Origin of the sequence: Neptunicoccus sediminis (genome assembly GCF_001719615.1) — a bacterium.
Classification (GTDB): domain Bacteria; phylum Pseudomonadota; class Alphaproteobacteria; order Rhodobacterales; family Rhodobacteraceae; genus Amylibacter; species Amylibacter sediminis.
The window spans coordinates 1-22933 of the sequence record NZ_MDVX01000017.1; the positions used below are offsets into that span (position 1 = coordinate 1).

Annotated in this window: 23 protein-coding genes and 1 tRNA gene; 6 read left to right on the plus strand and 18 right to left on the minus strand. The window is 58.8% G+C overall.

Features of this window, described 5'->3' with window-relative positions; all coding sequences use genetic code 11:
- Positions 1–94: 94 nt before the first annotated feature.
- Positions 95–2119: an AsmA family protein gene (locus tag BFV97_RS15320; RefSeq protein ID WP_069301278.1), complete on the minus strand. Its 2025-nt coding sequence runs from the start codon at positions 2117–2119 to the stop codon at positions 95–97.
- A 171-nt stretch (positions 2120–2290) separates the two neighbouring features.
- Between BFV97_RS15320 and BFV97_RS15325 the strand changes: the two genes are divergently transcribed.
- The gene (locus tag BFV97_RS15325) at positions 2291–3220 is read left to right on the plus strand and encodes a DMT family transporter (protein ID WP_245667766.1); all 930 of its coding nucleotides are present in this window, start codon (positions 2291–2293) and stop codon (positions 3218–3220) included.
- Here the strand turns inward: BFV97_RS15325 and BFV97_RS15330 are convergent.
- The 7 genes from BFV97_RS15330 to rimM all read right to left on the minus strand — a co-directional run bounded on the left by BFV97_RS15330 (position 3217) and on the right by rimM (position 8840).
- Positions 3217–4026, minus strand: a complete 810-nt coding sequence (locus BFV97_RS15330) for a division plane positioning ATPase MipZ (protein ID WP_069301280.1) — start codon at positions 4024–4026, stop codon at positions 3217–3219. The two genes, BFV97_RS15325 and BFV97_RS15330, sit on opposite strands and share 4 nt — an antisense overlap.
- A gap of 233 nt (positions 4027–4259) precedes the next feature.
- Positions 4260–4481 carry a 50S ribosomal protein L31 gene (rpmE, locus tag BFV97_RS15335; RefSeq protein WP_069301281.1) on the minus strand — a complete coding sequence of 74 codons (222 nt, stop codon included), beginning with the start codon at positions 4479–4481 and terminating at the stop codon, positions 4260–4262.
- Between the two features lie 163 nt (positions 4482–4644).
- Positions 4645–5589, minus strand: a complete 945-nt coding sequence (locus BFV97_RS15340) for a hypothetical protein (protein ID WP_172827923.1) — start codon at positions 5587–5589, stop codon at positions 4645–4647.
- Between the two features lie 188 nt (positions 5590–5777).
- Positions 5778–6161: a 50S ribosomal protein L19 gene (gene rplS / locus BFV97_RS15345; RefSeq protein WP_069301283.1), complete on the minus strand. Its 384-nt coding sequence runs from the start codon at positions 6159–6161 to the stop codon at positions 5778–5780.
- 327 nt (positions 6162–6488) lie between these two features.
- On the minus strand, positions 6489–7331 hold the full coding sequence (gene trmD, locus BFV97_RS15350; RefSeq protein ID WP_245667767.1) for a tRNA (guanosine(37)-N1)-methyltransferase TrmD: 843 nt from the start codon (positions 7329–7331) through the stop codon (positions 6489–6491).
- Between the two features lie 32 nt (positions 7332–7363).
- Entirely contained in the window at positions 7364–8335 is a 972-nt protein-coding gene (locus BFV97_RS15355) for a hypothetical protein (RefSeq protein ID WP_069301284.1), read from the minus strand.
- Positions 8325–8840 (minus strand): ribosome maturation factor RimM, encoded by a 516-nt coding sequence (rimM, locus tag BFV97_RS15360; protein ID WP_083225679.1) that lies wholly within the window; start codon positions 8838–8840, stop codon positions 8325–8327. The genes BFV97_RS15355 and rimM overlap by 11 nt, the downstream gene beginning before the upstream one ends.
- 400 nt (positions 8841–9240) lie before the next feature.
- Here rimM and BFV97_RS15365 point away from each other — a divergent pair, with 400 nt between their 5' ends.
- A complete protein-coding gene (locus BFV97_RS15365; RefSeq protein WP_069301285.1) occupies positions 9241–11076 on the plus strand; it encodes an ABC transporter ATP-binding protein in 1836 nt (611 codons plus the stop codon).
- The gene (locus BFV97_RS15370; protein ID WP_069301286.1) at positions 11073–12887 is read left to right on the plus strand and encodes an ABC transporter ATP-binding protein; all 1815 of its coding nucleotides are present in this window, start codon (positions 11073–11075) and stop codon (positions 12885–12887) included. Before BFV97_RS15365 ends, BFV97_RS15370 begins: the two co-directional genes overlap by 4 nt.
- 69 nt (positions 12888–12956) lie before the next feature.
- Here BFV97_RS15370 and bluB read toward each other — a convergent pair whose 3' ends face one another.
- The 6 genes from bluB to BFV97_RS15400 form a co-directional block, all read right to left on the minus strand.
- Positions 12957–13586: a 5,6-dimethylbenzimidazole synthase gene (bluB, locus tag BFV97_RS15375; RefSeq protein WP_069301287.1), complete on the minus strand. Its 630-nt coding sequence runs from the start codon at positions 13584–13586 to the stop codon at positions 12957–12959.
- Positions 13587–13607: 21 nt separating this feature from the next.
- Positions 13608–14006, minus strand: coding sequence for a 30S ribosomal protein S16 (rpsP, locus tag BFV97_RS15380; RefSeq protein ID WP_069301288.1), 399 nt, complete (start codon positions 14004–14006; stop codon positions 13608–13610).
- Between the two features lie 60 nt (positions 14007–14066).
- Positions 14067–14375, minus strand: coding sequence for a chorismate mutase (locus tag BFV97_RS15385; protein WP_069301289.1), 309 nt, complete (start codon positions 14373–14375; stop codon positions 14067–14069).
- Complete coding sequence (locus BFV97_RS15390) at positions 14372–14896, minus strand: GNAT family N-acetyltransferase (protein WP_069301290.1); 525 nt, start codon at positions 14894–14896, stop codon at positions 14372–14374. The genes BFV97_RS15385 and BFV97_RS15390 overlap by 4 nt, the downstream gene beginning before the upstream one ends.
- Positions 14893–16407 (minus strand): signal recognition particle protein, encoded by a 1515-nt coding sequence (gene ffh, locus BFV97_RS15395; protein ID WP_069301291.1) that lies wholly within the window; start codon positions 16405–16407, stop codon positions 14893–14895. The genes BFV97_RS15390 and ffh overlap by 4 nt, the downstream gene beginning before the upstream one ends.
- 199 nt (positions 16408–16606) lie before the next feature.
- Complete coding sequence (locus BFV97_RS15400; RefSeq protein WP_069301292.1) at positions 16607–17194, minus strand: FMN-dependent NADH-azoreductase; 588 nt, start codon at positions 17192–17194, stop codon at positions 16607–16609.
- Between the two features lie 157 nt (positions 17195–17351).
- Between BFV97_RS15400 and BFV97_RS15405 the strand changes: the two genes are divergently transcribed.
- Positions 17352–18254, plus strand: coding sequence for a DMT family transporter (locus BFV97_RS15405; protein WP_069301293.1), 903 nt, complete (start codon positions 17352–17354; stop codon positions 18252–18254).
- An 8-nt stretch (positions 18255–18262) separates the two neighbouring features.
- On the opposite strand, the gene BFV97_RS15410 is transcribed toward BFV97_RS15405, so the two are convergent.
- Positions 18263–18595: an ArsR/SmtB family transcription factor gene (locus BFV97_RS15410; protein ID WP_069301294.1), complete on the minus strand. Its 333-nt coding sequence runs from the start codon at positions 18593–18595 to the stop codon at positions 18263–18265.
- 184 nt (positions 18596–18779) lie between these two features.
- Here BFV97_RS15410 and BFV97_RS15415 point away from each other — a divergent pair.
- Positions 18780–18856 (plus strand) — tRNA-Met (locus BFV97_RS15415).
- A gap of 152 nt (positions 18857–19008) precedes the next feature.
- Here the strand turns inward: BFV97_RS15415 and BFV97_RS15420 are convergent.
- The gene (locus BFV97_RS15420) at positions 19009–19809 is read right to left on the minus strand and encodes a glutathione S-transferase family protein (RefSeq protein WP_069301295.1); all 801 of its coding nucleotides are present in this window, start codon (positions 19807–19809) and stop codon (positions 19009–19011) included.
- A 409-nt stretch (positions 19810–20218) separates the two neighbouring features.
- Here BFV97_RS15420 and BFV97_RS15425 point away from each other — a divergent pair, with 409 nt between their 5' ends.
- A complete protein-coding gene (locus tag BFV97_RS15425) occupies positions 20219–21340 on the plus strand; it encodes a calcium-binding protein (RefSeq protein ID WP_216635970.1) in 1122 nt (373 codons plus the stop codon).
- Between the two features lie 216 nt (positions 21341–21556).
- Here the strand turns inward: BFV97_RS15425 and BFV97_RS15430 are convergent, their stop codons facing one another.
- On the minus strand, positions 21557–22162 hold the full coding sequence (locus tag BFV97_RS15430) for a TetR/AcrR family transcriptional regulator (RefSeq protein WP_069301296.1): 606 nt from the start codon (positions 22160–22162) through the stop codon (positions 21557–21559).
- 1 nt (position 22163) lies between these two features.
- Positions 22164–22808 (minus strand): DsbA family oxidoreductase, encoded by a 645-nt coding sequence (locus BFV97_RS15435; protein ID WP_069301297.1) that lies wholly within the window; start codon positions 22806–22808, stop codon positions 22164–22166.
- Between the last annotated feature and the right edge of the window lie 125 nt (positions 22809–22933).

A 22933-nucleotide genomic window follows, 5' to 3' on the forward strand; every position in this document is an offset into this window, starting at 1 on the left:
TCGACCGAATCCATGATCACAAGATCAACCGACTTGAAGAGTTGTTGCCGTGGAATTGGGAACCGCTCGCCTCAAGAAGTGACACTCAAGCCGCTTAATCCGCGGTATCAATGAGGCGGTTACCATAGTTCATCGCCTGCCCGCCAATATCGACCGAGCCCTTCCCCGCAGCGCGAAACAGCGGGCTGATGAGCGACAGATCCACATTCTGCAACACGCCCCGCTCCATCGAAAACGTGCCATCCAGACTGGTAAATTCTGTTGCGCCCTGAAACCCGCCGAAGGCCGATTTGAGATTGCGCATCATTGCCGCCAGATCAATGCCCTTGATCGCGCCGTTGCCAAATTCCACCGAACCATTCCCCGACAGAGAGGTCATGATCTCATGCACGCTCCCCCCCTGTGAGCGCAGTGCCAGTCTGGTCGTTCCGGTCCCCCGCAGGCGGTCCATATCGAGCAGTTGCGACAAGAGCGGTTCCAATTCCACGTTCCGCGCGGTCACATCGGTTTCAAACGCCACCGAAGGCCCGCCACGCAGGGTGATACGACCCGACACCGCCCCGTCAAATATCCGCACATCGCGCAAATCAAGCGCAAGCAACCCGTCCCGCAACCGCGCATTTATCAGGGTTAGGCCCAGTTGACTGACCCCCAGATCAACGCTGCTCGCACGCAGGGTCACATCCGCGTCAAGCGCATCCAGCCCCTGCAGGCGGATCGGCTCTTTTGACCAGCCGGAAGACGCAGCGCTTTTGCCACCTGTTCCCTCTGCACCGACAGAAGCATCATCCGAGATGTAATCCGACAGGTCCAGTTTCCCCGCGTCCAACGTGGCCTCCACATAGGGCGGATTTTGCGGACGAAAGGCGATTTCGCCCGAAACAACATTCTGATCCAGCGTGATTACAACGTTTTTCAGGCGGGCCTTGCCAGAGGCTGCGACCCGCAACTCTCCGTCCAGCTTGCCAGTCTGGAATGTGCCTTTCGGCGTACCGGTTTCAATCCCCGCCAGACGCAAGCCGCCCCGCAGGTCCGAGAAGCGCGCCAGCAGTTGGCCCGACAACAGGTTCGGTCGCGCCTGCCCTGCCCGTCCCTTGAAGTCCACATCCCCCGTGCCTTGCAGCGACAGGAAAGTTTCCACGTTGAACTCCGGTGTCTCAAGCCAGCTTTCATCGCCGGTCGCGCTCAGCCGGCCCGTGACCGGAGCCTTGCCGTAAACCCCTTTGAGGTCGGCTTGTGTGAAGACACCAGCACTGGACAGCAAGACCTTGCCCTCCAGCGACACACCCGAAAGCGCCGCGAGCTGCGCCGGGGCGTTCAGTCCGAAACGCGCTGCCGTACCGGAGGGATCGCCAAGCGAGGCGTTGAGAACCACATCCACCGTCGGCACCCCGTCACCAAGCCCCGCCGTACCGTCGAAACCCACCGTATCCGCGCCCAGCTCCAGCGTGCCGGAAACGGTCGAGATGCCGCCTTCCATCATAGCCGGCCAATCCCCCAGAACCGCCTCTATCGCGCCGTCACGTCCGTCCAGATTGCCCGAAACCGCAATCCGCGCTGTCGTTTTCCCTTTGGGCAGGGATACCGTGCCATTGATCCCGCCCAGCGCGTGGCTAGTCCCGGTGCTGTGATCACGAAAATAGATGTCCCCGTCCACAATCCGCCCCAAGGCCAGCGAAGGCCGCGCGCTGTCAGTTTCTGCCTGCGGGCGGGTGGTCGTGTCACGGGGTGTCGGCCCTGACAAATCCCAATTCGCACGGCCCGAGGCATCCCGCTCCAGATACACCACCGGAGACAGAAGCTCGAAGGTTTCGACCTCTACATTGCCCCCGATCAGTGCGGACAGGTTCACCCCGACCGTTGCGCCTTTGGCCGAGATCATCAGCGGCTCGCTCGCCCAGTCCGCGTTAGAAACGGTAATCGCGCCGGTTTTCACACCAAGCGTGGGAAACAGCGTCGGGGTAAAATCCCCCGAGAGGGTCAGTTTGCGCCCGGTTTGCCGTTCCAACTGATCCGAAGCCAACTGTCCGATCCTGTCTGCGGGCAGCAGGAACAACAGCCCCACCGCAACGACAACACATGCGACCAGTGCCACAGCAATCCGGATCAACCAACGCATCACAACCCCCGTTAAGACTCAATCAATATGGCGTGTCTCTAGCAGCCTTGGCAAGCTGCAGACAGCGGGTTTTAGCGTCATTCCCCCCGCCAGATCGCGAAATAACGCGGTGCGGGAGGGATGCACAAGAAACGGGTCGCGCCGCTTTGACAATTGCGCCATAGACACAGCATGAAACAGATTGCACATCGTATGACCCTGCTGGAGTGGTCCATGCTCGCCGGACTGTCGATCGTCTGGGGCGGATCGTTCTTCTTTGCCGCCGTTGCGATAGACGAGCTTCCGGCCATGACCATCGCCTTCATCCGCGTCTTTGGCGGGGCTTTGATCCTGGTGCTGGCGCTGCGGCTGCTTAGGATCAAACTGCCCCGCAGCAAGACCGTCTGGCTCGCCTTGCTCGGCATGGGACTGATGAACAATGCCATCCCCTTCAGCCTGATCTTCTGGGCGCAAAACGAACTGGCCAGCGGGGTGGCTTCTATCCTGAACGCAATGACGCCAATTTTCACCGTGATCGCCGCGCATTTTCTGACCGATGACGAGCATCTGTCCGGGGGGCGGATTATTGGTTTGCTGCTTGGCTTTGCCGGGGTGTTTATTCTGATGGGCGGCAATAGCGGTGAAAGCGGCGCGATCCTGCCTCATATTGCCGTGCTTGGGGCGGGGGTGTCTTATGCACTGGCATCAATCTTTGGCAAGCGGTTCGGGCGGCTTGGCGTGGCTCCTCTGGCCACAGCCACAGGTCAGGTTTGCGCGTCGAGCCTGCTGCTATTGCCTGTGGTATTGATGGTGGATCAGCCTTGGACCTACGGCTGGCCCTCGGGCGGAACGCTCTGGGCTTTGGCGGGGCTGGTGGTGCTGTCAACGGCGGTCGGGTATTTCCTCTATTTCCGTATCCTGTCCACTGCAGGGGCCACCAATCTAGCGCTGGTCACATTCCTGATTCCACCCAGCGCCATCCTTTTGGGTGTGCTCGTCCTGAACGAATCCCTTGGCTGGAACCACATTGCTGGCATGGCCGTGATCGGGGCCGGTCTCGCCGCGATTGACGGGCGGGTATTCGGACTGTTCAAACAAAACCAAAGGCGCACTGCGCCCTAGAAGTCTACCGTCACATCGGGGAGTTGCAACTCTGCCACCAGATCGCGGACTTCCTGACGGGCGGCCACGTTCGAGATGTTCAGGGAACCACCGCCCACGTCCTTGATGTCCAGCAGGGTCAGCCCGTGGGGAAACAGCTCGCGGAAGACAACACGATCCGAAAAGCCCGGCGCCAGACGGAAACCGATGCGCCGTGACAGGTCTTTCAACGCCGCGCCGACCTTGCGTTTGTTGTGCATGTTTTGCGCACCAACACGGTTGCGGGTCACGATCCAGTCAATCGGTTTCGCGCCGGTTTCGGCACGGGCCTTGCGGGCCTCCCAGACCATTTCGGAATACACGCTCGGGCCGGTGACAGCGTTGGTTTCGGGATCAATCTTGGCCAGCAGATCAAAATCGATGAAGCTGTCGTTCATCGGCGTGACCAATGTATCGGCCATCGCATGGGCCAGTTCCGCCAAAGCAGAATGAGAGCCGGCGCAATCCACCACGATGAAATCGTTGTCTTCATCCAGCAGCAGGATAGCCTTTTGAAATGCAACGAGATTGGCCTCGTCGCCCGGTTCCAAACCCAGATCCTCTGCCGACTGCATCTCTGCAAGCTGGGGTAGCGGGAGGGGAATATCGTTCTTGCGCACGTATTCGCCACGGTTCTCAACATAATGGCCAAGGGTGCGCTGGCGCAAATCCAGATCAACCACCCCGACTTTGAACCCGCTGCGCAAGAGGGCGGTTAGAACGTGCATGGCTGTGGTCGATTTACCAGAGCCGCCTTTTTCGTTTCCGAAGACGATAATATACGCCATTGGTGTCCCCTGCCCTGTTTTTGTAGAGAGATATGTTGTGTGGGCTTGGAGCGCACTATGGCGCATGGATTATGCGAATACAATATTGTTTCCAATACGGTAGGGCTGCTCTGTTGCGGAAATACCTGCATCGAAACAGATAAGCCACAGTTCGCCCCCCGCAGCGCCAAAGGGCAGAATCAAAAACGCCGCCCCAAGCGGAGCGGCGTTTTCGAGAATAAAACCGGAGTGGATTAGAATCCCAGACCTTCGTATTTCTTTTTGAACTTGGTGACACGGCCACCGGCATCCATCAGTTTCTGGTTCCCGCCAGTCCAGGCAGGGTGTACGGACGGATCAATGTCCAGAACCAGTGTGGACCCTTCTTCACCATAGGTGGAACGGGTTTTATAGGTTGTGCCGTCGGTCAGTTTGACCTCGATCATGTGATACTTCGGGTGCAGGTCTTTTTTCATGTCTAAGCTCCAGAGTGCAGGACTGATCCGATTGCGGCCACCGTTCCGGCTTGGCAAGAGGCGCCGGTAAACGGTCGCCCTGCGTGAATTACAGAAATCGGCGTATAGACCAGAAAAAGCCATCGGGCAAGCGGTTATCTTACCCTGTCACCCAGAGTGTTTTTCACGCCTGTCCGCTCGCTGTGCCCTTCATCCGCGACAGGCGCAAGGCCCGCAGGTCTTCGGCACTGTGGGGCCGTTCAAAAACGCGGGAAATCTCAAAATCGTTTTCCGCCTGTTTGCGATCGCGGTGGTCGATGAAACACAAGGTCGCCCCCGCGCACCAGAGGCTGATGAACCAGACAAATCCGGCAATCGGGAAAAGCACCAGCACTGCGATCATAAGGTAAGCTGACAGCGTGCTTGGGGCGGTCAGTTCTTCAAGGCTTGTGACCTGCATCAGCGACAGACCGTCAAACACCGGCATGGTCAGCAGGACAAACCCGTAGACCAGCACCATTCCGGTAACGATTGTACCGGCCACAAGCATCAGCAGGAACATCCGCAGCGCACCGGCGCCGAACCCCCAGAAGATCTCGTAGTCGCGGGCCTTTGGACTACAGGCCGCGGCATTGGCCGCCATAGGCACCGCAAGGGAGGCATAGGCAATTTGCGAGAGGATTTGCGTGGCGGTGGTATAGGCATAGACCGACGGACGCGAGAGCGAGGCGTAAAGCGCCTCCAGCGCTTCTGTATTGCCGGTGGTCACAGCTTCAACCGCCATATCGAAATCGAAAATCCCCATCTGCGACGCCACATAATAGGCACCAAGGGAAAGGCCGCCCATCAGACTGTTAAAGATGGCAAAGAAGCGGAAGAACTTGAACGAGCGCAGAAAAAGTTTGCCGAGATCGGTTGGATTGACCTCATCCGCGACGATCAGACCGGAGCGCACGTTCACAAACAGCATGAAGACCATCAATGTGCCCGCGCCAAAGCCCAGCAGGATCAGGAACAGGATCGGACTTTCCGCGAAAAAGCTGAAAATCGCGTAAAGGATCGCCACCAGCAGCGCCCAGCACGGCAAGGCCCGCCAGAAGATGGACAGAGACAATGCAAATGTACGCATCAAAAAGGAAAGCATGCCGTTCACCCCGCAGAGGAAAATTCGATACATCCGTGCTGACACAGGAATATGGCGGGATTTTGGACAGGGTCCGGCATAACGGGGGAAATATCAGGGTCGGACGCAACCCCGCCCCTAGAAACGAAAAGAGCGGCCGAAAGGGCCGCTCTGGTATTCGGATAAAAGCGGTTTTACGCTTTTGCACCACCCAGCGGGCGGTAGTTTGTTTTTTCCGCGATACGTGCGGATTTACCGCGACGGGCACGCAGGTAGTAGAGTTTCGCGCGACGCACACGGCCACGACGGACAACTGTGATGCTGTCGATGTTGGTGGAGTGCAGCGGGAACACACGTTCTACGCCTTCACCGAAAGAGATTTTGCGCACTGTGAATGCAGCAGCGATACCGGAGCCGCCTTTACGTGCGATGCAGACACCTTCGTAGTTCTGTACACGAGAGCGTGTGCCCTCGGTCACTTTGTAACCTACGCGGATGGTGTCACCTGCTTTGAAGTCAGGGATTTCTTTGCCGAGTTCGGCAATTTGTTCAGCTTCGAGCTGTTCGATGATGTTCATCGTCATGATCCTTTATGCCCGCCATTGTCTGGCGAAGTTTGATGCCTGTCCCATAGCTCTTGGTCTTCTTCCGGGTCCACCGCAGTGCCCGCCAGAGATAGGAGTGACGTTCCTTATGTGTGTGGTCCTTGCCGTTTCCTGCAAGCAGCGCACCGTCCTGTGGGAAGAACCACAGGGGGCAGCGCGACTCAAAACGGGGTAGAGCACGGGGTCGTATAGGGCGCTTGGGGCCGTTATGCAAGGGTTTTGCAGGGCTGTACAGGGCGGTGGCACGAGTATTTGGGGAACATTGAAACCGTGCAGCGGCAAGCCCCTGATCTGGCCCGCTCAGTCCTTCTTAGCGGTGTAATCTGCCCACATATCGGGGCGGCGTTCCTGTGTGATCTTTTCGGACTGCTCCCGGCGCCATTTTTCCACATTGCCGTGATGTCCGGACGTCAGGACTGCGGGGATGCCACGCCCTTTCCATTCTGCCGGACGGGTGTATTGGGGATGTTCCAGCAGACCGTTCGAGTGGCTTTCTTCCTCGGTCGAGGCCGCATTGCCAAGCACATCCGGCAACAGGCGCACGGTTGCATCAATCAGCGCCTGTGCCGCAATTTCCCCGCCCGTCAGCACGAAATCCCCAAGCGAGACTTCCTGCACGTTATATTCTTCCAGCACCCGTTCATCCACGCCTTCAAAGCGGCCGCAGAGCAGGGTCATGCCTTCGGCCTTGGAAAACTGCTGTGCCATAGCCTGCGTAAAGGGTTTGCCCCGCGGCGACAGATAGATCACCGGCCAGCGGCTCTGGTCCATCGGTGTACCCGGACGGGCCGCATCAAAGGCCTGCCCCACCACATCCGCCTTCAGCACCATGCCGGCACCGCCCCCGGCGGGGGTGTCGTCGACGTCCTTGTGCTTGCCGGTCCCGAACTGGCGCAGGTCAATCGGCTCCAGTGCCCATTTACCGTCTTGCAGGGCCTTACCCGTCAGCGACTGCCCCAGCACCCCCGGAAAGGCATCGGGAAACAGGGTGATGACCTTGGCCCGCCAAGTACCGGCAATGTCAGGCGTGTCGGTCATCAACGCGCGCGGTTTGAGCGAGGGGCGCACGGCAAGACGCCCGTGGGAACGGGTCAGGCTGCGGGTTTTCATCCCGTGGGACAGAGGTTTCTTTTCATCGGACATAGGGGCGGATTAATCCGTTCTGCCGCTTTTGTCTATCGGCTGTCTGTCTGGAAGTTCACATAGCTGCGCAATGCAGAGGCAAGGTTTTCCGTCTCGGCCTCTGTGCCTTGGCTGCCCATCAGACGCCGGCCCAGTTCCACCCCGTAGAAAAACCGCAGGACGGGACCGCGATCGAACTCCGGCAGGGGGCCGAACCCTTCCAGAATGGCATCAAGGTCGGGGTTTGGCAGCCATCCCCCCTGAGGCCGCCGGTAGCTTTGCGCCTGCGCCAGAAACCGCGCCAGATCCTTGGTGACGGCCAGTTCATGCCGGTTTTCAATGTCGATGCCGGTCATGACAGGACCATCGCAGATCAGGTTCAGCGCCGCGAAATCCCCGTGGGTGCGGGCCACCTGCACAGGCTTGCCCATCAGGTGCGGGGCCTGTTCGCGCAACCGCGCTTTCAGACGGTTTAACAGCGGCGCAAAAGGAGTACCTCGCTGCGGCGCAATCCGCTTGATCCATTTCCACGGACCAAATCCGGCAGTTTTGCGGCTGTCGCTGGTATAAAGGTCCAGCCATTGCCCCGCCTGACGCAGCTTTTGCGCCCGTGCTGCGGGGATGGCGTTTTGCAGGATCGTGTCGAGCCGCTCTCCGGCTTGGTAGGCCCGAAAGGTGAGCGGCTTTTGCGGCAGGAACAGCTTAGGCTCACACACCTGTAGCAATCCGCTGCCCATAATCGCGTACCGTGATGTCAGTTCCTGATGCACCTGTGCGGCGCGGGCGATACCATCGGCTCCGGTAAAATGCTTGATCACCAGCGGCGCACCGTCCAGATGGGCGAGAAACACCGTGCGATCCTCTGCAATCCGCAAACACTCCGCCAGCACCACCCCGTCCAGCGCGGCTTCGCCCGTCAGCAGGTCGCTCAGGGCTGCAAAAGCGGCAGTCTCACGCGCCTGTTTCCGGCTCCAGCGGGCCAGCGCGTCAGAAGCCGCAGTCTCAACCGCAGACTCAGCCGCCATCTATCGCCCCTTCCGGCGGATCAACGACGATCCGGCCGGATGTCATATCCACAGTGGGCACAATTTCACGGGTAAAGGGCAGCAGCGCATCCCCCCCCGACGTCAGGCGTACCTCAAGGATGTCCCCTGCCCCGTGGTCATGCACCGCCCGCACCTTGCCAAGCATCTCGCCGCCGGTATCCACCACCTCCATACCGATGAGGTCGGAGTAGTAATATTCGTCATCCGGCAGGTTGGGCAGTGCACTGCGGGGCACAAACAACCGCACACCGCGCAAGGCGTCGGCTTCGTCCTTGAACCGGACCCCCTTGATCCGCGCGGCAAAGCCGCCCTTGACCGGACGGGTCACAGTCAGATCAAAGGTCTGGCTGCCATCCTCAGTGCTGAGCAGACCGTAACTGCCCACATCCTCGGGTTGGGCACAGAAGGATTTGATCCGCACCTCCCCCTTCACTCCGAATGCTCCCATAATTGCCGCTACGCAGATGGTATCGTTTTTTGCCAAGTTCCGGCCCCAGTTCGTTTATCCGTTTGCACATCCGCCCAAAATGGCAGCGCACCCTTTCTCTCACCTAACCCGCCAGAGGGTTAAAGAAAAGATGTTCCGGCACAGGATTGCCACCCTGCACCCTTTGTCGCGCACAGCTATGGCTGAAACCACGGGCCAAAGAAACAGGTGACAGGCCGCAGATGCGGTGCTACATCTTTTGCATCAACCAAGAGGTGTGGCATGAATTGTTGGATAATCAAGAAGGCCGGAAAAGTCCTATAGCCACTTGATGCGGGCCTTTTTCCGTCCGTCCTCAGCCAGCCACGTTGTTGCCTTGGCCCCTGCGGCCATATCCTGACATTCCCTGTCTTATTCTGCCCGTGGCGCAATTCTCTTTGTTCGTTGGAATATCGTTATGTACCGTTTTTTTGAATCTATCGTTGATCCTTTTGCCCATAGGGATCTTGGCGCCCCGCCCCGTAATATCTGGGCTTTCATCCGCAGCGAATTGCGCCCCTTCCACGGGCTGTTACCGTGGTTGCTTTTGGGCGGGCTGGTTGTGGCCCTGCTGGAAACATGGCTGATCAGCTACAGCGGCCGGATCATCGACTATGTAAACCAGACCGACGGTGATGCGCTGTGGGGGCACTATGGTCTGGAACTGATGGCGGTGGCGGCTCTTTTGCTGTTCGGGCGGCCGCTGGCTTTCTTTTTGAACGGGGTCTTGCAGCATCAGGCCCTGTCGAGCGCCATGCGCGATCAGGTGCGCTGGCGGGCCCATACCCATATGCTCGGCCAGAGCCGCGAGTTCTTTCACAATGATTTCGCTGGACGTCTGGCCAATCGCGTGATGCAGATCGGCCCTGCGGTGGAGGACAATGTCTACACCTTCTTTGAGGCTGTCTGGTTCGTGTCGATCTATTTCGTTAGTGCGCTGTGGATCATGTCCTCGGTGACACCGGCCCTTGCCCTGCCAATGCTGCTCTGGTTGGGTGCTTTTGTCGTCTATGTCTTGTATATGGGGCGCAAGATTTCCCAAGCCTCCGAGGATATGTCGCAGACCCGCTCTATGGTGACGGCGCGGGTGGTGGATGCCTATACCAACATCGAAAGCGTGAAACTGTTTTCCGGTGACAGCCGCGAAAAGGATTTCGCCTTGCAGGCCGCACAGCAGGATCGTGAGAGATTCATGCTGTTTCTGCGGCTCTGGACCCGGATCCGGCTGGATCTGGGCATCCTCACAGGCATCCTGATTGCGGGGGTGGTCGGGCTGTCGCTTTACTACTGGCGCAGTGGCGTGGTTAGTGTGGGGGAATTGAGCGCAGTCACCGCGCTGGTGATGCGCCTGTCCGCCATGACCGGATGGATCATGTGGGTCTCTACGCTGCTGTTTGAAAACGCGGGCAAAATCCATGAAAGCATGGACTCCATCGCCAAGGAACATACCGTCACCGACACCGAGGCCGCACCGGAGCTGCACGTCAGCGCGGGTGAAATCAGACTGATCGACGTGGCCCATCACTACGGGCGGGGTGAAGGTGGTCTGAACGGGATCAACCTGACCATTGCTGCGGGTGAAAAAGTCGGTCTTGTCGGGCGTTCCGGTGCGGGGAAAACCACGCTTGTGAACCTGCTGCTGCGCTTCATGGACCCCGAAGCAGGACGCATAGAAATCGACGGGCAGGACATCGCATCGGTCAAACAGGAAAGCCTGCGCCGCGCCATTGGTATGGTCACGCAGGAACCCGGCCTGATGCACCGCTCTGTGCGGGACAACATCGTGCTGGGTGCACCGGATGCAACAGAGGCGGACATCAAACGGGCCGTGATCCGCGCGGATGCGGCCCAGTTCATCCCCGATCTCGAAGACCCGAAAGGACGGCGCGGGATGGAAGCATTTGTCGGGGAACGGGGCGTGAAACTTTCAGGCGGTCAACGCCAGCGGATTGCGCTTGCCCGTGTTGTTCTCAAAGATGCACCGATTCTGGTCTTGGACGAAGCCACAAGCGCCCTAGATAGTGAAAGCGAAGCCGTGATCCAGAATGCCCTTTCCGGTGTGATGGAGGGCAAAACCGTCATCGCCATCGCCCATCGCCTGTCCACCATCGCGCGGATGGACCGGATTGTAGTGCTGGATGACGGACAGATTGCCGAGATCGGAACACATGCCGAACTGCTGGCCAAAGGCGGGCTTTATGCCGGTTTCTGGTCGCGCCAATCGGGTGAAATGTTGGGACTGGACACAGAATGAGACGATTTGCAGGATTGATAGATGCCTTTGCACGGGCCGAAGGACCACCACCTCAAACGCTTGGCGCGTTCTTTCGCTGGGCGCTCAGCGGGGCATTCGGCTGGCTGGCGGTGGCTGGGCTGCTCTCCGCCTTCGTCGGCACACTGGAAGTGGTGACTGCGATCCTGCTTGGCAAAGTGATCGACGCGGCCCTTCTCAGCGGGCCGGATGTTTTTTGGGACCAGAACCTGATGCTGCTGGTGCTTGCTGCCGGTTTCTTCCTGATCCTGCGCCCGCTGGCCTTTGGCGCCTCCTCCACCGCCAATTCCGTGCTGGTGGCGCCGAACGTGAACCCGCTGGTGCTGACCCGTCTGCACCGCTGGACACTGGGGCAAACCGTCAGCTTTTTTGACGATGATTTCGCGGGCCGGATTGCGCTAAAACAGATGCAGGCGGCCCGCGCCATGACGGATGTGGCGGTCGAAGTCATCAACGTGGTGTTCTTCGCGCTCGCCTCGCTGGTCGGCTCGGTGCTGTTGCTGACCTCGATCAATGGCACCGTTGCAATGGCGCTGGCGGGCTGGCTGCTGGTCTATCTGCTGCTGATCCGCTGGTTCATGCCCCGCATCCGCGAACGGTCCAAGGCGCGGGCGGGCACGCGGGCAATGGTGTCCGGTCAGGTGGTGGATACGATCACCAATATCAAAACCGTCAAACTCTTCGCCCATGCGGATCACGAAGACCGCGCCGCCATCGGTGCCATCGCGGAATTTCGCGACCGTGCGCTTGATTTCGGCATACTCTCCGCCGGTTTCCGTCTGACGCTGATGACAGTGGCCGGACTGCTGCCGGTTGCCCTGATCGGCGGCACGCTCTGGCTCTGGTCCCGTGGGCTGGCCTCTCCGGGGGACATCGCCGCCGCGGGCACGATCTCCATCCGCATCGCGCAGATGACCGGCTGGGTCAGCTTCACCCTGATGGCGATCTGGGCCAATGTCGGAGAGGTCGAGGACGGCATGCGCACGCTCACCCCGCGCCACCGTCTGGATCAGCCCAACGCCCCCAAGGGGCTCGACGGGCGCAAGGAAATCGCCTTTGATCACGTCAGTTTTGGCTACGGACGGGACGGCAATGGCATCGAAGACATCAACCTGACGATCAAACCGGGCGAAAAGATCGGCATTGTCGGCGCGTCAGGTGCAGGCAAATCCACCCTCGTTGCCCTGTTGTTGCGGCTTTACGATGTGGAAAAAGGCGCGATCCGCATTGGCGGGCAGGACATCCGCGAGGTGAGCGAGGAAGACCTGCGCCGCCAGATCGGTATGGTTACGCAGGACACGGCCATGTTCAACCGCTCGTCCCGTGACAACATCCTGTACGGTCGCCCGGATGCCACAGAAGAGGACCTCATCGCCGCTGCCAAACGCGCCGAAGCCCATGAGTTTATTCTCGGATTGGAAGACCACAAAGGCCGCCGTGGCTATGATGCCCACTTGGGAGAGCGCGGTGTCAAGCTCTCCGGCGGCCAGCGCCAGCGGATTGCGCTTGCCCGTGCCATCTTGAAGGACGCGCCGATTCTGGTGCTGGACGAGGCCACCTCCGCGCTTGATTCCGAAGTGGAAGCCGCCATTCAAACGGCGCTTGATCAGGTGGTGGAGGGCAAAACCGTGCTCGCCATCGCGCACCGCCTGTCCACCATCGCGCGGATGGACCGGATTGTGGTGCTGGACGCGGGCCGGATCGTAGAGAGCGGCACCCACGAAGAGCTGCTCGACCTTAACGGGTATTACGCCGGATTCTGGTCCCGTCAGACCGACGGTTTTGCCGCCTGATAAGAGTTTACGCTCTTTTTGGGGAAAATATCCCGGGGTTTCAGGGGCAGCGCCCCTGATCCTATGCGCCTAGCGGGAAATCACGTCGACGGTTTCCGCCCGCTCTTCCCAGCCCTTGGCTTCCAGTTCCGGTTGCAGGCTTTCCTCGGTCGGGTAGCCGACACACAGATAGGCCACCAGAGACCAACTGTCCGGCACGCCAAGATCCCCGCGCAACTGGTCTGCGTCCAGAATGGACACCCAGCCGACCCCTAGACCATAGGCCCGCGCCACCAGCCAGAAAGACATGATTGCTGACACCACGGAATATCGACGTGTTTCAGCCATAGTAGCCGCCCCGAGACCAGAGCCTTTTTCCGTTTCCTCGTCACAAAAGATCGCAAATTGAACGGGGGCTTCCTTCATACCGGCCAGTTTCAGGCTGGCATAGGTTTTCGCCTTGTCACCGGAATAACCGGCAAGAGCTGCATCGTTCTGGATTTGAAAATTTGCATAGGCTTTGGCCCGTGCCGCCTCGGAATCAAGGCTGACAATGCGCCAGGGTTCGGACAGGCCAACGGAAGGGGACAGACGAAACGCGTCCAGACATTCGGCAAGGCTGTCTTCGGGAACAGGGGTGGTTTTGAAGTGGCGCACATCGCGGCGCCACTTCAACAGATTTACAAACTCGGACCGGAACTCTGCGGTAAATTTATGCATGATGTTCCCGTCTCCGTTATCTTATTCAGCAGCCGCTTCTTCGCTGGCTTCTTCTGCAGGTGCCGCAGCAGCTTCTTTGGCAGCAGCTTCTTTAGCAGCTTTTTCTTCGGAACGCTCTACTGCTTTCTTGCCAGGCTTGGCTTTCTTCAGGTTGGCACGCTCTTTCTTTTCAACAACGCCAGCCGCTTCCAGAAAACGGGACACACGGTCGGATGGCTGTGCGCCTTCACCGAGCCAGTATTGAACGCGTTCCATGTTCAGTTGAACACGGTTTTCGTCGTCTTTGGCCAGCAGCGGGTTGTATGTGCCGAGTTTTTCAACATAGCGGCCGTCGCGCGGCATGCGGGAGTCGGCTGCAACAACGCGGTAGAAAGGGCGTTTCTTGGAACCGCCGCGGGCCAGTCTGATCTTCATTGCCATGGGTGTATCTCCTTTAGATGGCGTGGTCGGGGGGCGCATGTCCCACCCTACATTCGGGAATTAGGATTGATGTTGTTTGTGGTGCTGGATGACTTCGCTGATAATGAAGTTCAGGAACTTCTTGGCGAATTCGGGATCAAGATCCGCCTCGCGTGCCAGACGTTCCAGACGGTCGATCTGGCTGGCTTCACGGGTTGGATCAGATGGCGGGAGGTCATGGGTCGCTTTCAGCTTTCCCACGGCCTGAGTGTGTTTGAACCGCTCGCCCAGAGTATAGACAAGGATCGCATCCAGACGGTCGATGCTGGCGCGGTGCTCCTTCAGGACCTCTGCGGCTTTGGTCACGGCATTGTCGGTTGCGCTGCTCATTGGGCGTGCTCCGGTGTCGGGTAACGGTAGATATGGTCTTCCCCCATATGCGGGTTGTGATAGGCCCGCTCGAATGTGCCGCCCATCCGCTGCGCCAGCGCGATGGACCGCGCATTCCCCGGAACAATATGGGAGGACAGGGTTTTGAAACCCAAGTCCTCGAACGCCCAGCGCCGTGCACGTTCCGCACCTTCGCGCGCGATGCCACGGCCTTCAAACGCCTCGAAAAGCGCATAGCCCAATTCCGGTTCGGGCCAGCCTTCAGGATACCAGATGCCGGTCAGTCCGGCGACTTCACCGCTGGCTTTTTCCACGATGGAAAAATAGCCGTAACCGTGGATATGCCAATGGCCCACGTTAGTTGAAAACCAGCGCCATGCCTCGTCCCGTTCCAGACGCCCGCCAAACCCGATGCAGTGATCGGACGCGTAAAACGCGGCCAGCGGCTCGAAATCCGCAATCTGCGGGCCGCGCAGCACCAGCCGCTCGGTTTCCAGCGTGGGGGCGTGTGTCAGGGTCATTTCTTCTTCCCGAAACCGGACAGACCGGGGGGCAGTTGCAAACCGCCGCCGCCCAGACCCGGCAGGCCACCGGGCATCTTGCCGCCCAGTTTCTTGGCCGCCGCTTCAAGCTGTTTGGGATCCATATCTGCAGGCATTCCACCGGGCAGGCCACCGCCCTTGCCAAGCATCCCCTTCATGGCCTGTTTCATCATGCCGCCTTTGCCCATCTTGCCCATCTTCTTCATCATGTCGGCCATCTGCCGGTGCATCTTGAGAAGTTTGTTCAGATCGGACACTTCCATCCCTGCCCCGCGCGCGATCCGCTTTTTGCGGCTGGCTTGCAGGATCGCGGGGTTGGCGCGTTCCTTTTTGGTCATGGACTGGATCAGGGCCACCTGACGTTTCAGCACGGAATCGTCAAAACCGGCGTCTTCCACCTGTTTGGCCATTTTCTTCATGCCCGGCATCATCCCCATGATGCCTTCCATGCCGCCCATTTTTTGCATTTGCTCCAGTTGGCCTTTCAGGTCGTTCATGTTGAACTGACCTTTGACAAACCGTTTCATCATCTTTTCGGCCTGTTCGGCCTCGATGGTTTCCTGCGCTTTTTCCACAAGGCTGACGATATCGCCCATGCCAAGGATTCGGCCCGCGATACGCTCGGGGTGGAATTCCTCCAGCGCGTCCATCTTTTCGCCCAGACCGACAAATTTGATCGGCTTGCCGGTCACGGCCTTCATGGACAGGGCTGCACCGCCGCGTCCGTCGCCGTCCATACGCGTCAGCACAACGCCGGATACGCCGATCTTGTCGTCGAATTCGGTCGCGACATTCACCGCGTCCTGACCTGTCAGCCCGTCAACCACCAGCAGGGTTTCCCGAGGCTTGGTCACATCGCGCACATCAGCGGCCTGCTGGATCAACTCCTGATCAATATGCAGGCGCCCCGCCGTGTCGAGCATGTAAACATCATAGCCACCCAAGGTCGCCTGCTGCTTGGCCCGTTTGGCGATCTGGACCGGCGTTTCGCCCTTCACGATTGGCAGCGTATCCACGCCAATCTGTGTCCCCAGAATCGCAAGCTGTTCCATCGCCGCCGGACGGTTGGTATCAAGCGAGGCCATCAGAACCCGCTTCTTGTCCCGCTCTGTCAAACGTTTGGCAAGCTTCGCAGTCGTGGTGGTCTTACCCGAACCTTGCAAACCGACCATCAGGATCGGCGCAGGAGCGTTGTCAATTTTCAACTGACCCGCGTTGGCATCGTCACCGGCAAGGAAATGCACCATTTCGTCGTGCACGATCTTGACGACCTGCTGGCCCGGCGTCACCGATTTGGTCACGTTCTGGCCTGTCGCCTTTTCCTGCACCGCCTTGATAAAGTCCCGCGCCACCGGCAGGGAAACATCGGCTTCCAGCAGGGCCACACGTACTTCGCGCAGGGCGGTGGACACATCAGCGTCAGACAGCGCACCCTGTTTGGTCAGCTTGTCTAAAACGCCAGAGAGGCGGTCGGAGAGACTTTCGAACATGGCCTTGGCGTCCTTTCAGTTAACGCGGTTACAGTCTATGTAAGCAGCCTGCCCGCTATTCCCAGCCCAAGATGCAATTGCCCATACGACAAAATCACCCGTGGGCGAAACTCGCTGACGGGTGGCGATCCTGAGACCGGAAGGCTGGTGCTTCCAATGGATAAAACAGCGTTTAGGGGGCCGAAGCCCCCTTGTCAAGTTATGCTGCCAACGCGTCGATAGCGGCCTCGGCCTTGGGCACAACCGTGGCCGAATTGGCCACCAGCGTGGCGGCGTCGATGAAGGTGATGTCGGTGATCCCGACAAATCCCAGCACCGTTGTCACATAAGGCGTGGCATGATCGGCAGCACTGCCGACGGGAACCCCGCCTGTGGCCACGATAACCACGGCGCGTTTGCCCTCCAGCAGCCCCTGAACACCGTTGTCCGTATAGGCAAAAGTCTCACCATTGCGGGCAATCAGGTCCACCCAAGCCTTGAAACTGGACGGGACGCCGAAATTATACATCGGCAGGCCAAGCACGATGGTATCCGCCTGCTTCAACTCTGCAATCAGTGTATCGGACAGCTTCAGCGCAGCAGTCTGTTCAGCTGTGCGCTTGTCCGCAGGGGTCCAGTTGGCATTCAGCCACTGCTCGTTCACGGCTGGCAGGGGGGCTGCCAGATCACGCTCGATCACACGGGTGTCCGCACCGGACAGTTTGGCAACTGCACGCTCCACCAGAGGCCGCGAGGCGCTGTCTGTGATTCGGGCCGATGCGTTGATCTTCAGGATAGTCTTGGTCATGGGAAGTCTCCAAATTCTGTTGCCCGACATCTACCCCCCGCAAGGCCCTGACATAAGCCAGCGCTTTCGCAAAGCAATGTTGCGGGATTGGCAACATCCCCCCGAACGCCAAAGCATCTGCGGATTGCCAACCGGCTGTGATCGGGTAAGAAGACGTATGACGATTGCAAATCCCCCCGCACAAGCAGGCCAAGGGCGCGGCCATCTGGCCATGCTGATGTTTTCCGTCCTTGTGGCAGGATCCTTTCCCCTTGGTGTGCGGATCGCGCATCTGGTTGACCCGCTGTCCCTGACCGCCCTGCGCTTTGCGCTGGCATCTGTCGTAGTGGGGGTCTTTGTCGGGCTTGGCCCGCGCATCAAACGGTCCGATTTCAACGCACCCTGGCGCTATGTGGCGCTTGGCGGCATCTTTTCGGTCTATTTTGTGCTGATGTTTGAGGCGCTCAAGACCGCATCTTCGGTTTCAACTGCCGCAATCTTTACCCTGACCCCGATTATGTCTGCCGTCTTCGGCTATATCCTGTTGCGTCAGATCACTACCCGCTGGATGGCGCTTGCGCTGGCAGTCGGGGGCAGCGGCGCGGTCTGGGTGATCTTTCGCGGCGATCTGGACGCGCTGTTGCGATTTGACGTGGGCCGCGGCGAGGTCATCTTTTTCTTCGCCTGCTTCGCCCATGCCTTTTACACCCCGCTGGTGCGCCTGCTGAACCGCGGAGAGCACCCTGCGGTCTTCACCTTGGGCACCCTGATTGCAGGTGGCATCATCCTTCTGGCCCTGTCCCTGCCCGATCTCGCAACTGTGGATTGGGCCGCCCTGCCCCCGATTTTCTGGATCGGGCTGGCCTATCTGTCGATCAGTTCCACAGCGATCACCTTCTTTCTGGTGCAATACGCCACCCTGTCGCTGCCCTCGGCCAAGGTCATGGCCTATACCTACCTCACGCCAAGCTGGGTGATTGTCTGGGAACTGGCCCTTGGCGGCGGTGTGCCGTCACCCGTCATTCTGGTGGGGGTGGGTGCCACGGTGCTGGCGCTATTCATGCTGCTACAGGACCGCTGACACAGCCGTCATTCCGTTGCGATGGTTTCAGAGGCTAAAAACCGCTCGAACTGGTCAAGGTTAACCGCCTCGAACTGGCCGAAGCCTTCCATCCAGACCGAAGCTTCCCGCAGCGCCTCTGGCACCAGCTTGCACCATTTCACCCGCCCGCGCCGTTCCTGTTCAATCAAGCCCGCGCGGGTCAGTATCTGCAAATGCTTGGAAATCGCCGCCAGTGACATCTCGAACGGCTCTGCCACATCCGTCACCGCCATATCATCCTCCAGCAACAGGCTGAGAATCGCCCGACGGGTCGGGTCGGACAAAGCAGAGAAGACAAGATCGAGCGAAGTTGAAGCCATACCCCAGCCCTAGCGGCACCGCCCCTGCGCGGTCAAGCTGTCATGGACACAAGCCATAGGCCGGATCCCCTTGTTTTTAAGCCCCTTCGCAAGACCGGACAAAAGAAAGTGCAAAAGAGCGCAAATAACCGTCAATTCCCCGCTTGACGCCTGCCCTTCCTTTGCCTAAACAGCGCCACGGTACGGCGGGGTAGCTCAGGTGGTTAGAGCAGCGGAATCATAATCCGCGTGTCGGGGGTTCAAGTCCCTCTCCCGCTACCAACACTCCCAGACAGTTCGTGACAGTGTCCAACGGCACACCCCGTCAGGGTTGTGCGGGTGCGTGTCGCGATGGGTGGCTGCCGGTTCTTTTGCCCGTGCTGGCGTCTTTTTCCCGTTGAAACCCCAGCGATCCGTTGATGAACGTCACAGGCTCAGGGCAGCAGCCCTAGTTCTGCATCGCTGGCAGAGGTGGTGTATTTGTCTTTTGGCGGCCAGGGACGTGCCTGCCAAGGCGGATTGAAGGCAAAACTGGAAACCTGCCGGCCCTCAACCAGCGCACCGTTTCCCGCGCCCAGCGCATAATCATAGTAGAGTTTGACGATTTCTTCCTTGCTGACCTGATCGGTGGCATCATGGGCCATACATGCCGCTTTCCATTGCCTCACCCGCGCATATTCGGGTCCGTCCGGAAGCGCAAAATCCTCGTAATACTCCAGAAACCAGAAGCGTTTGAACATTGGCGTGAACACCGCTTCGGCCAGTCCGAAACTTTCAAACAGGAACGGACCTTCGGGACTGTGCGCCATCAGAAAATCATTCATGGTGCGGTAAAGGCCGAGAAACTTCTCCAGATGGCTGTCGCGCTGGTCCGGATCGCGGTTCATGACAAACAGATAGCCTGCCATTGTGAACGGTCCCTCTTGGGCAATCAGCATGGATTCTATCGCGTGTTCTACCGGATCGCTGCGCCGCAAGGATGGCCCTTTGACCACCTCATCCAGATACCGCAGGATTACGAGGCTCTCTTTCAGGATGGTTCCCTCAGCCGTTTCCAGAACCGGCAGCGCCGTCGTGCCCCGCGTTTTGGCGAGCAATTCGGGATCGCGCGGTTTGGTAATGTCCACAACGCGGAAGTCTACCGCATCTTCCTGCCCCCTTAGGGCCAGAAGGATTTCCAACCGCTGTGAAAACGGGCAAACCGGAATGTGATAGACGATGTGTTTGTTCGGCATAAGATTACTCCTGAACCGGCACGGGCAGTCCGGCGTGTCAGTTGTGCAACGGGATTAAACCGCCCCCCGCAACGGGACACCGGATCAATCGCGCTACAGTATATTCCCGCGATTGCCTTTGCTCCAAGAAAAAATTTCTCTGGCGCAAAGGGGCGGCCGCCGGCAGTCGTGCGTCTGTCTTTCCGAAATGACAGCCATCCTGCGCAGCTCATCTGCGGGCTTTGGCCCGCGACCCGTGGCATTCGACGCAACAGGAACCGTTCACCACATTCGGCTTCGTAAATTTCGCGCCGACAGGAACTCGTGCCTTGGTGGAGGCTTTTGGCGCTTTACAACCATAGGTGTTCCTCCTACACATTCACAGGGGCGCAACCCGCTGAATTCAATACCTAATACAAATGGAAATACAATGCGCGATATCTCTACCCTCCCCGGCCAAACTCTACAATCCGAGACTCAGGGCGGCAATTTTTACTTTCTGAAAGCCAATTTGGTAAGCATCTACGGAGGCGACATCCCTTCAGGGATGAGCCTTGCCGGAAAAGCATATTCGCAAGGTGTTGCGTTCAACTACTATGATGCCGGATCCTCTTGGGACGGCATGGTCAGCAGCGCCGGTTGGAACCGCAAGTTTGTCATGCTCGGCAGCAATATGACGTTCGACGCCGCAGGAGTACCGACTTCCGGTGACATCGAAGCCATGGTCTTCATGAACGTTCATGAACACGTTTTGGTTGGCGCCGACCAACTTGAGGGCGTCTCTGCGGCGGACTTCTACCAAGCTTGGACCAGCTCCTCTCTTGCTGACGACACAGCTTTCATTAACTCTATTTTTGAAGCCGACGAACCGGACGATGACGAAGAAGATAGCGTTGTTGAGGGCACAAGCGCCGCAGAAACCCTGACCGGCGATGCCGAAGACAACGTGATAAATGGCAACGGCGGCAATGACACCATTTCCGGCGGCGCAGGGAATGACAGCCTGAACGGCGGCAGTGGTCGGGACAAGCTGCGGGGCGAAGCTGGCAGCGACGACCTGCAAGGAGGCGGCGGCAATGATAAACTGTGGGGCGGACGCGGCAACGACAACCTTGGCGGCGGTGGCGGTAAAGACAAGCTATGGGGCGGCGCTGGAAACGACAAGCTTGATGGCGGCGGCGGTAAAGACAAACTATGGGGCGGCGGCGGCAAGGATGACCTATCTGGCGGCGGCGGAAAAGACAAATTGTGGGGCGGGCGAGGCAGTGACACACTGGACGGCGGCGCTGGCAATGACGTGCTTATCGGCGGCAAAGGCGGCGACACATTCATCTTCAGCTCTAGCGCTGACAAAATCAAAGATTTCGACACCGAACAAACGGGTGAGCTGATCGACCTGAGCAATGCAGACGGCATTGGCAGCTTTCGCGATCTGATCGCAAACCATGCCGCCGATACCAGAGACGGGGTGTTGATCACCGACGGCAGCGACAGCCTATTGCTTGAGGGCGTCACCACCGCCGAATTGCAGGCGGACGATTTCCTGTTTTGACCCTAAGGCGCGGCTGCCCCGCAGCCGCGCCTCCTACATCATCAAGCTGTAAACTTACCGATTTTTAGAGAGCCGCGCGCCTTTTCATGTGGGCGCAGGTCGCTACGCATTTGATCATATTGCCGAATTGAACAGCAGTCCGAAGGCGGCAAACGCAAAGCGCCCGATCAGTTTGCGCAACAGGCCACCGCGCTGCTGCCTAAGCCGATCAGACCCTCAGCCGCCTTCCGGCAGGCGCAGGTCTTCGATCTCGCGGGCCATATCTTCGGCCAGTTCTTCAAAAGCCACCGTTTCCATGCCTTGATGCAGCGCCAGCCGCAGGGCTGTAATATTGGCCTGAAACCGGCGGGCCAGCCGGTTCGGGTCCAGATGTGCCGGCAGTTCCTTGCGATTTTGCGCAGCGCGAAACACAGCGGCAAATTCGCCCTGAATTTCCAGCAGATACCCCTGTGTTGCCGCAGCAATCGAGGGTTCGGTGTTGCGGGTATCTACCAGCGTTTTGGTCAACATACATGCCTGCCGCGCCTTGTCGTCCGGCGCCAGCGTCGCGAAAGAGCGCAGATAATCCGCCAGCGCCCCAAGTGGCGAGGCCGAAGCCTTCACATGATCCTGCAACCTTGCACGAGATGCGTTAAAATAGCGTTCCAAAGCCAGCAAATACAGATTTTCTTTCGATGAAAAAGCCGCATAGATGCTGCCCGGCTTCATCTTCAAGGACTTTTCCAGATCTTTCAGTGATGTGGCGTGGAACCCTTTGTCCCAGAACAGCGCCAGAGCGGATTCCAGCGCTGTTTCCCGATCATAAGGGGCCGCGCGTGCCATGTCAGACGGTCTCGTTGGTCAATTGGCGCAAGACGTTGGAGTAATTTTCGACCCCCTGCGCCCCGGTCACAAGATGCTTGCGGTTGAACACCATCGCCGGAACGCCGCGAATGCCTTGTTGGGTCCAAAAGCCCTCAACCTCTCGCACGGCGGCGGCAAAACGCTGGTCCGCCAAGACTGCGGCCGCTTCGTCCCGATCCAAACCGATTTCCCCAGCCACATCCGCCAGCACGCCATCGTCAGACAGGTTGCGGCGGTGGGTGAAATGGGCGTCAAACAGCGCCATTTTCAGATCATGCTTGCGGCCTTGGGTCTCTGCCCAGTGCAACAGTTGATGGGTGTTGAACGTGTTATGCATCCGCATGTCTTCGGCAAAGTTAAAGCTAAACCCCAGATCCGCGCCAAGCTTGGTCATCTGCTGGCGGCTCTGCTCAGATTGTTCCGGCGTTGAGCCGTATTTTTCAGCGATATGCTCGCGCATATTCTGCCCCTCGGCAGGCATTTCGGGGTTCAGCTCAAACGGGTGCCAGTGGATTTCATGGGCAACGCCGGTGTCTTCCAGCGCCTGTGCCAGCTGGCGATACCCGATAATGCACCAAGGGCACATCACGTCAGAGATAATGTCAATGCGAAGCGGATCGGTCATGATGTGTCCTTTTCAGATCAGTCGTCCGGCGCTGTGTAGGCCAGTCCGGAGAGGGCAGCAATGCAGCCGCCCTTTGTTTGCTTGTAAAGATAGCGGAACAAGGGCCGCTGTCAAAAACAACCCCG

Coding starts and splice junctions, on each gene's coding strand:
- BFV97_RS15420 (WP_069301295.1), bottom strand. CDS start 19,809: ATGCCGAACAAACACATCGTCTATCACATTCCGGTTTGCCCGTTTTCA.
- BFV97_RS15340 (WP_172827923.1), bottom strand. CDS start 5,589: ATGCGTACATTTGCATTGTCTCTGTCCATCTTCTGGCGGGCCTTGCCG.
- trmD (WP_245667767.1), bottom strand. CDS start 7,331: ATGTCCGATGAAAAGAAACCTCTGTCCCACGGGATGAAAACCCGCAGC.
- rplS (WP_069301283.1), bottom strand. CDS start 6,161: ATGAACATCATCGAACAGCTCGAAGCTGAACAAATTGCCGAACTCGGC.
- bluB (WP_069301287.1), bottom strand. CDS start 13,586: ATGCATAAATTTACCGCAGAGTTCCGGTCCGAGTTTGTAAATCTGTTG.
- BFV97_RS15400 (WP_069301292.1), bottom strand. CDS start 17,194: ATGACCAAGACTATCCTGAAGATCAACGCATCGGCCCGAATCACAGAC.
- BFV97_RS15435 (WP_069301297.1), bottom strand. CDS start 22,808: ATGACCGATCCGCTTCGCATTGACATTATCTCTGACGTGATGTGCCCT.
- rpsP (WP_069301288.1), bottom strand. CDS start 14,006: ATGGCAATGAAGATCAGACTGGCCCGCGGCGGTTCCAAGAAACGCCCT.
- BFV97_RS15330 (WP_069301280.1), bottom strand. CDS start 4,026: ATGGCGTATATTATCGTCTTCGGAAACGAAAAAGGCGGCTCTGGTAAA.
- BFV97_RS15385 (WP_069301289.1), bottom strand. CDS start 14,375: ATGAGCAGCGCAACCGACAATGCCGTGACCAAAGCCGCAGAGGTCCTG.
- BFV97_RS15430 (WP_069301296.1), bottom strand. CDS start 22,162: ATGGCACGCGCGGCCCCTTATGATCGGGAAACAGCGCTGGAATCCGCT.
- rpmE (WP_069301281.1), bottom strand. CDS start 4,481: ATGAAAAAAGACCTGCACCCGAAGTATCACATGATCGAGGTCAAACTG.
- BFV97_RS15425 (WP_216635970.1), top strand. CDS start 20,219: ATGCGCGATATCTCTACCCTCCCCGGCCAAACTCTACAATCCGAGACT.
- BFV97_RS15405 (WP_069301293.1), top strand. CDS start 17,352: ATGACGATTGCAAATCCCCCCGCACAAGCAGGCCAAGGGCGCGGCCAT.
- BFV97_RS15325 (WP_245667766.1), top strand. CDS start 2,291: ATGAAACAGATTGCACATCGTATGACCCTGCTGGAGTGGTCCATGCTC.
- BFV97_RS15320 (WP_069301278.1), bottom strand. CDS start 2,119: ATGCGTTGGTTGATCCGGATTGCTGTGGCACTGGTCGCATGTGTTGTC.
- BFV97_RS15355 (WP_069301284.1), bottom strand. CDS start 8,335: ATGGCGGCTGAGTCTGCGGTTGAGACTGCGGCTTCTGACGCGCTGGCC.
- BFV97_RS15370 (WP_069301286.1), top strand. CDS start 11,073: ATGAGACGATTTGCAGGATTGATAGATGCCTTTGCACGGGCCGAAGGA.
- BFV97_RS15410 (WP_069301294.1), bottom strand. CDS start 18,595: ATGGCTTCAACTTCGCTCGATCTTGTCTTCTCTGCTTTGTCCGACCCG.
- BFV97_RS15390 (WP_069301290.1), bottom strand. CDS start 14,896: ATGACCCTGACACACGCCCCCACGCTGGAAACCGAGCGGCTGGTGCTG.
- ffh (WP_069301291.1), bottom strand. CDS start 16,407: ATGTTCGAAAGTCTCTCCGACCGCCTCTCTGGCGTTTTAGACAAGCTG.
- BFV97_RS15365 (WP_069301285.1), top strand. CDS start 9,241: ATGTACCGTTTTTTTGAATCTATCGTTGATCCTTTTGCCCATAGGGAT.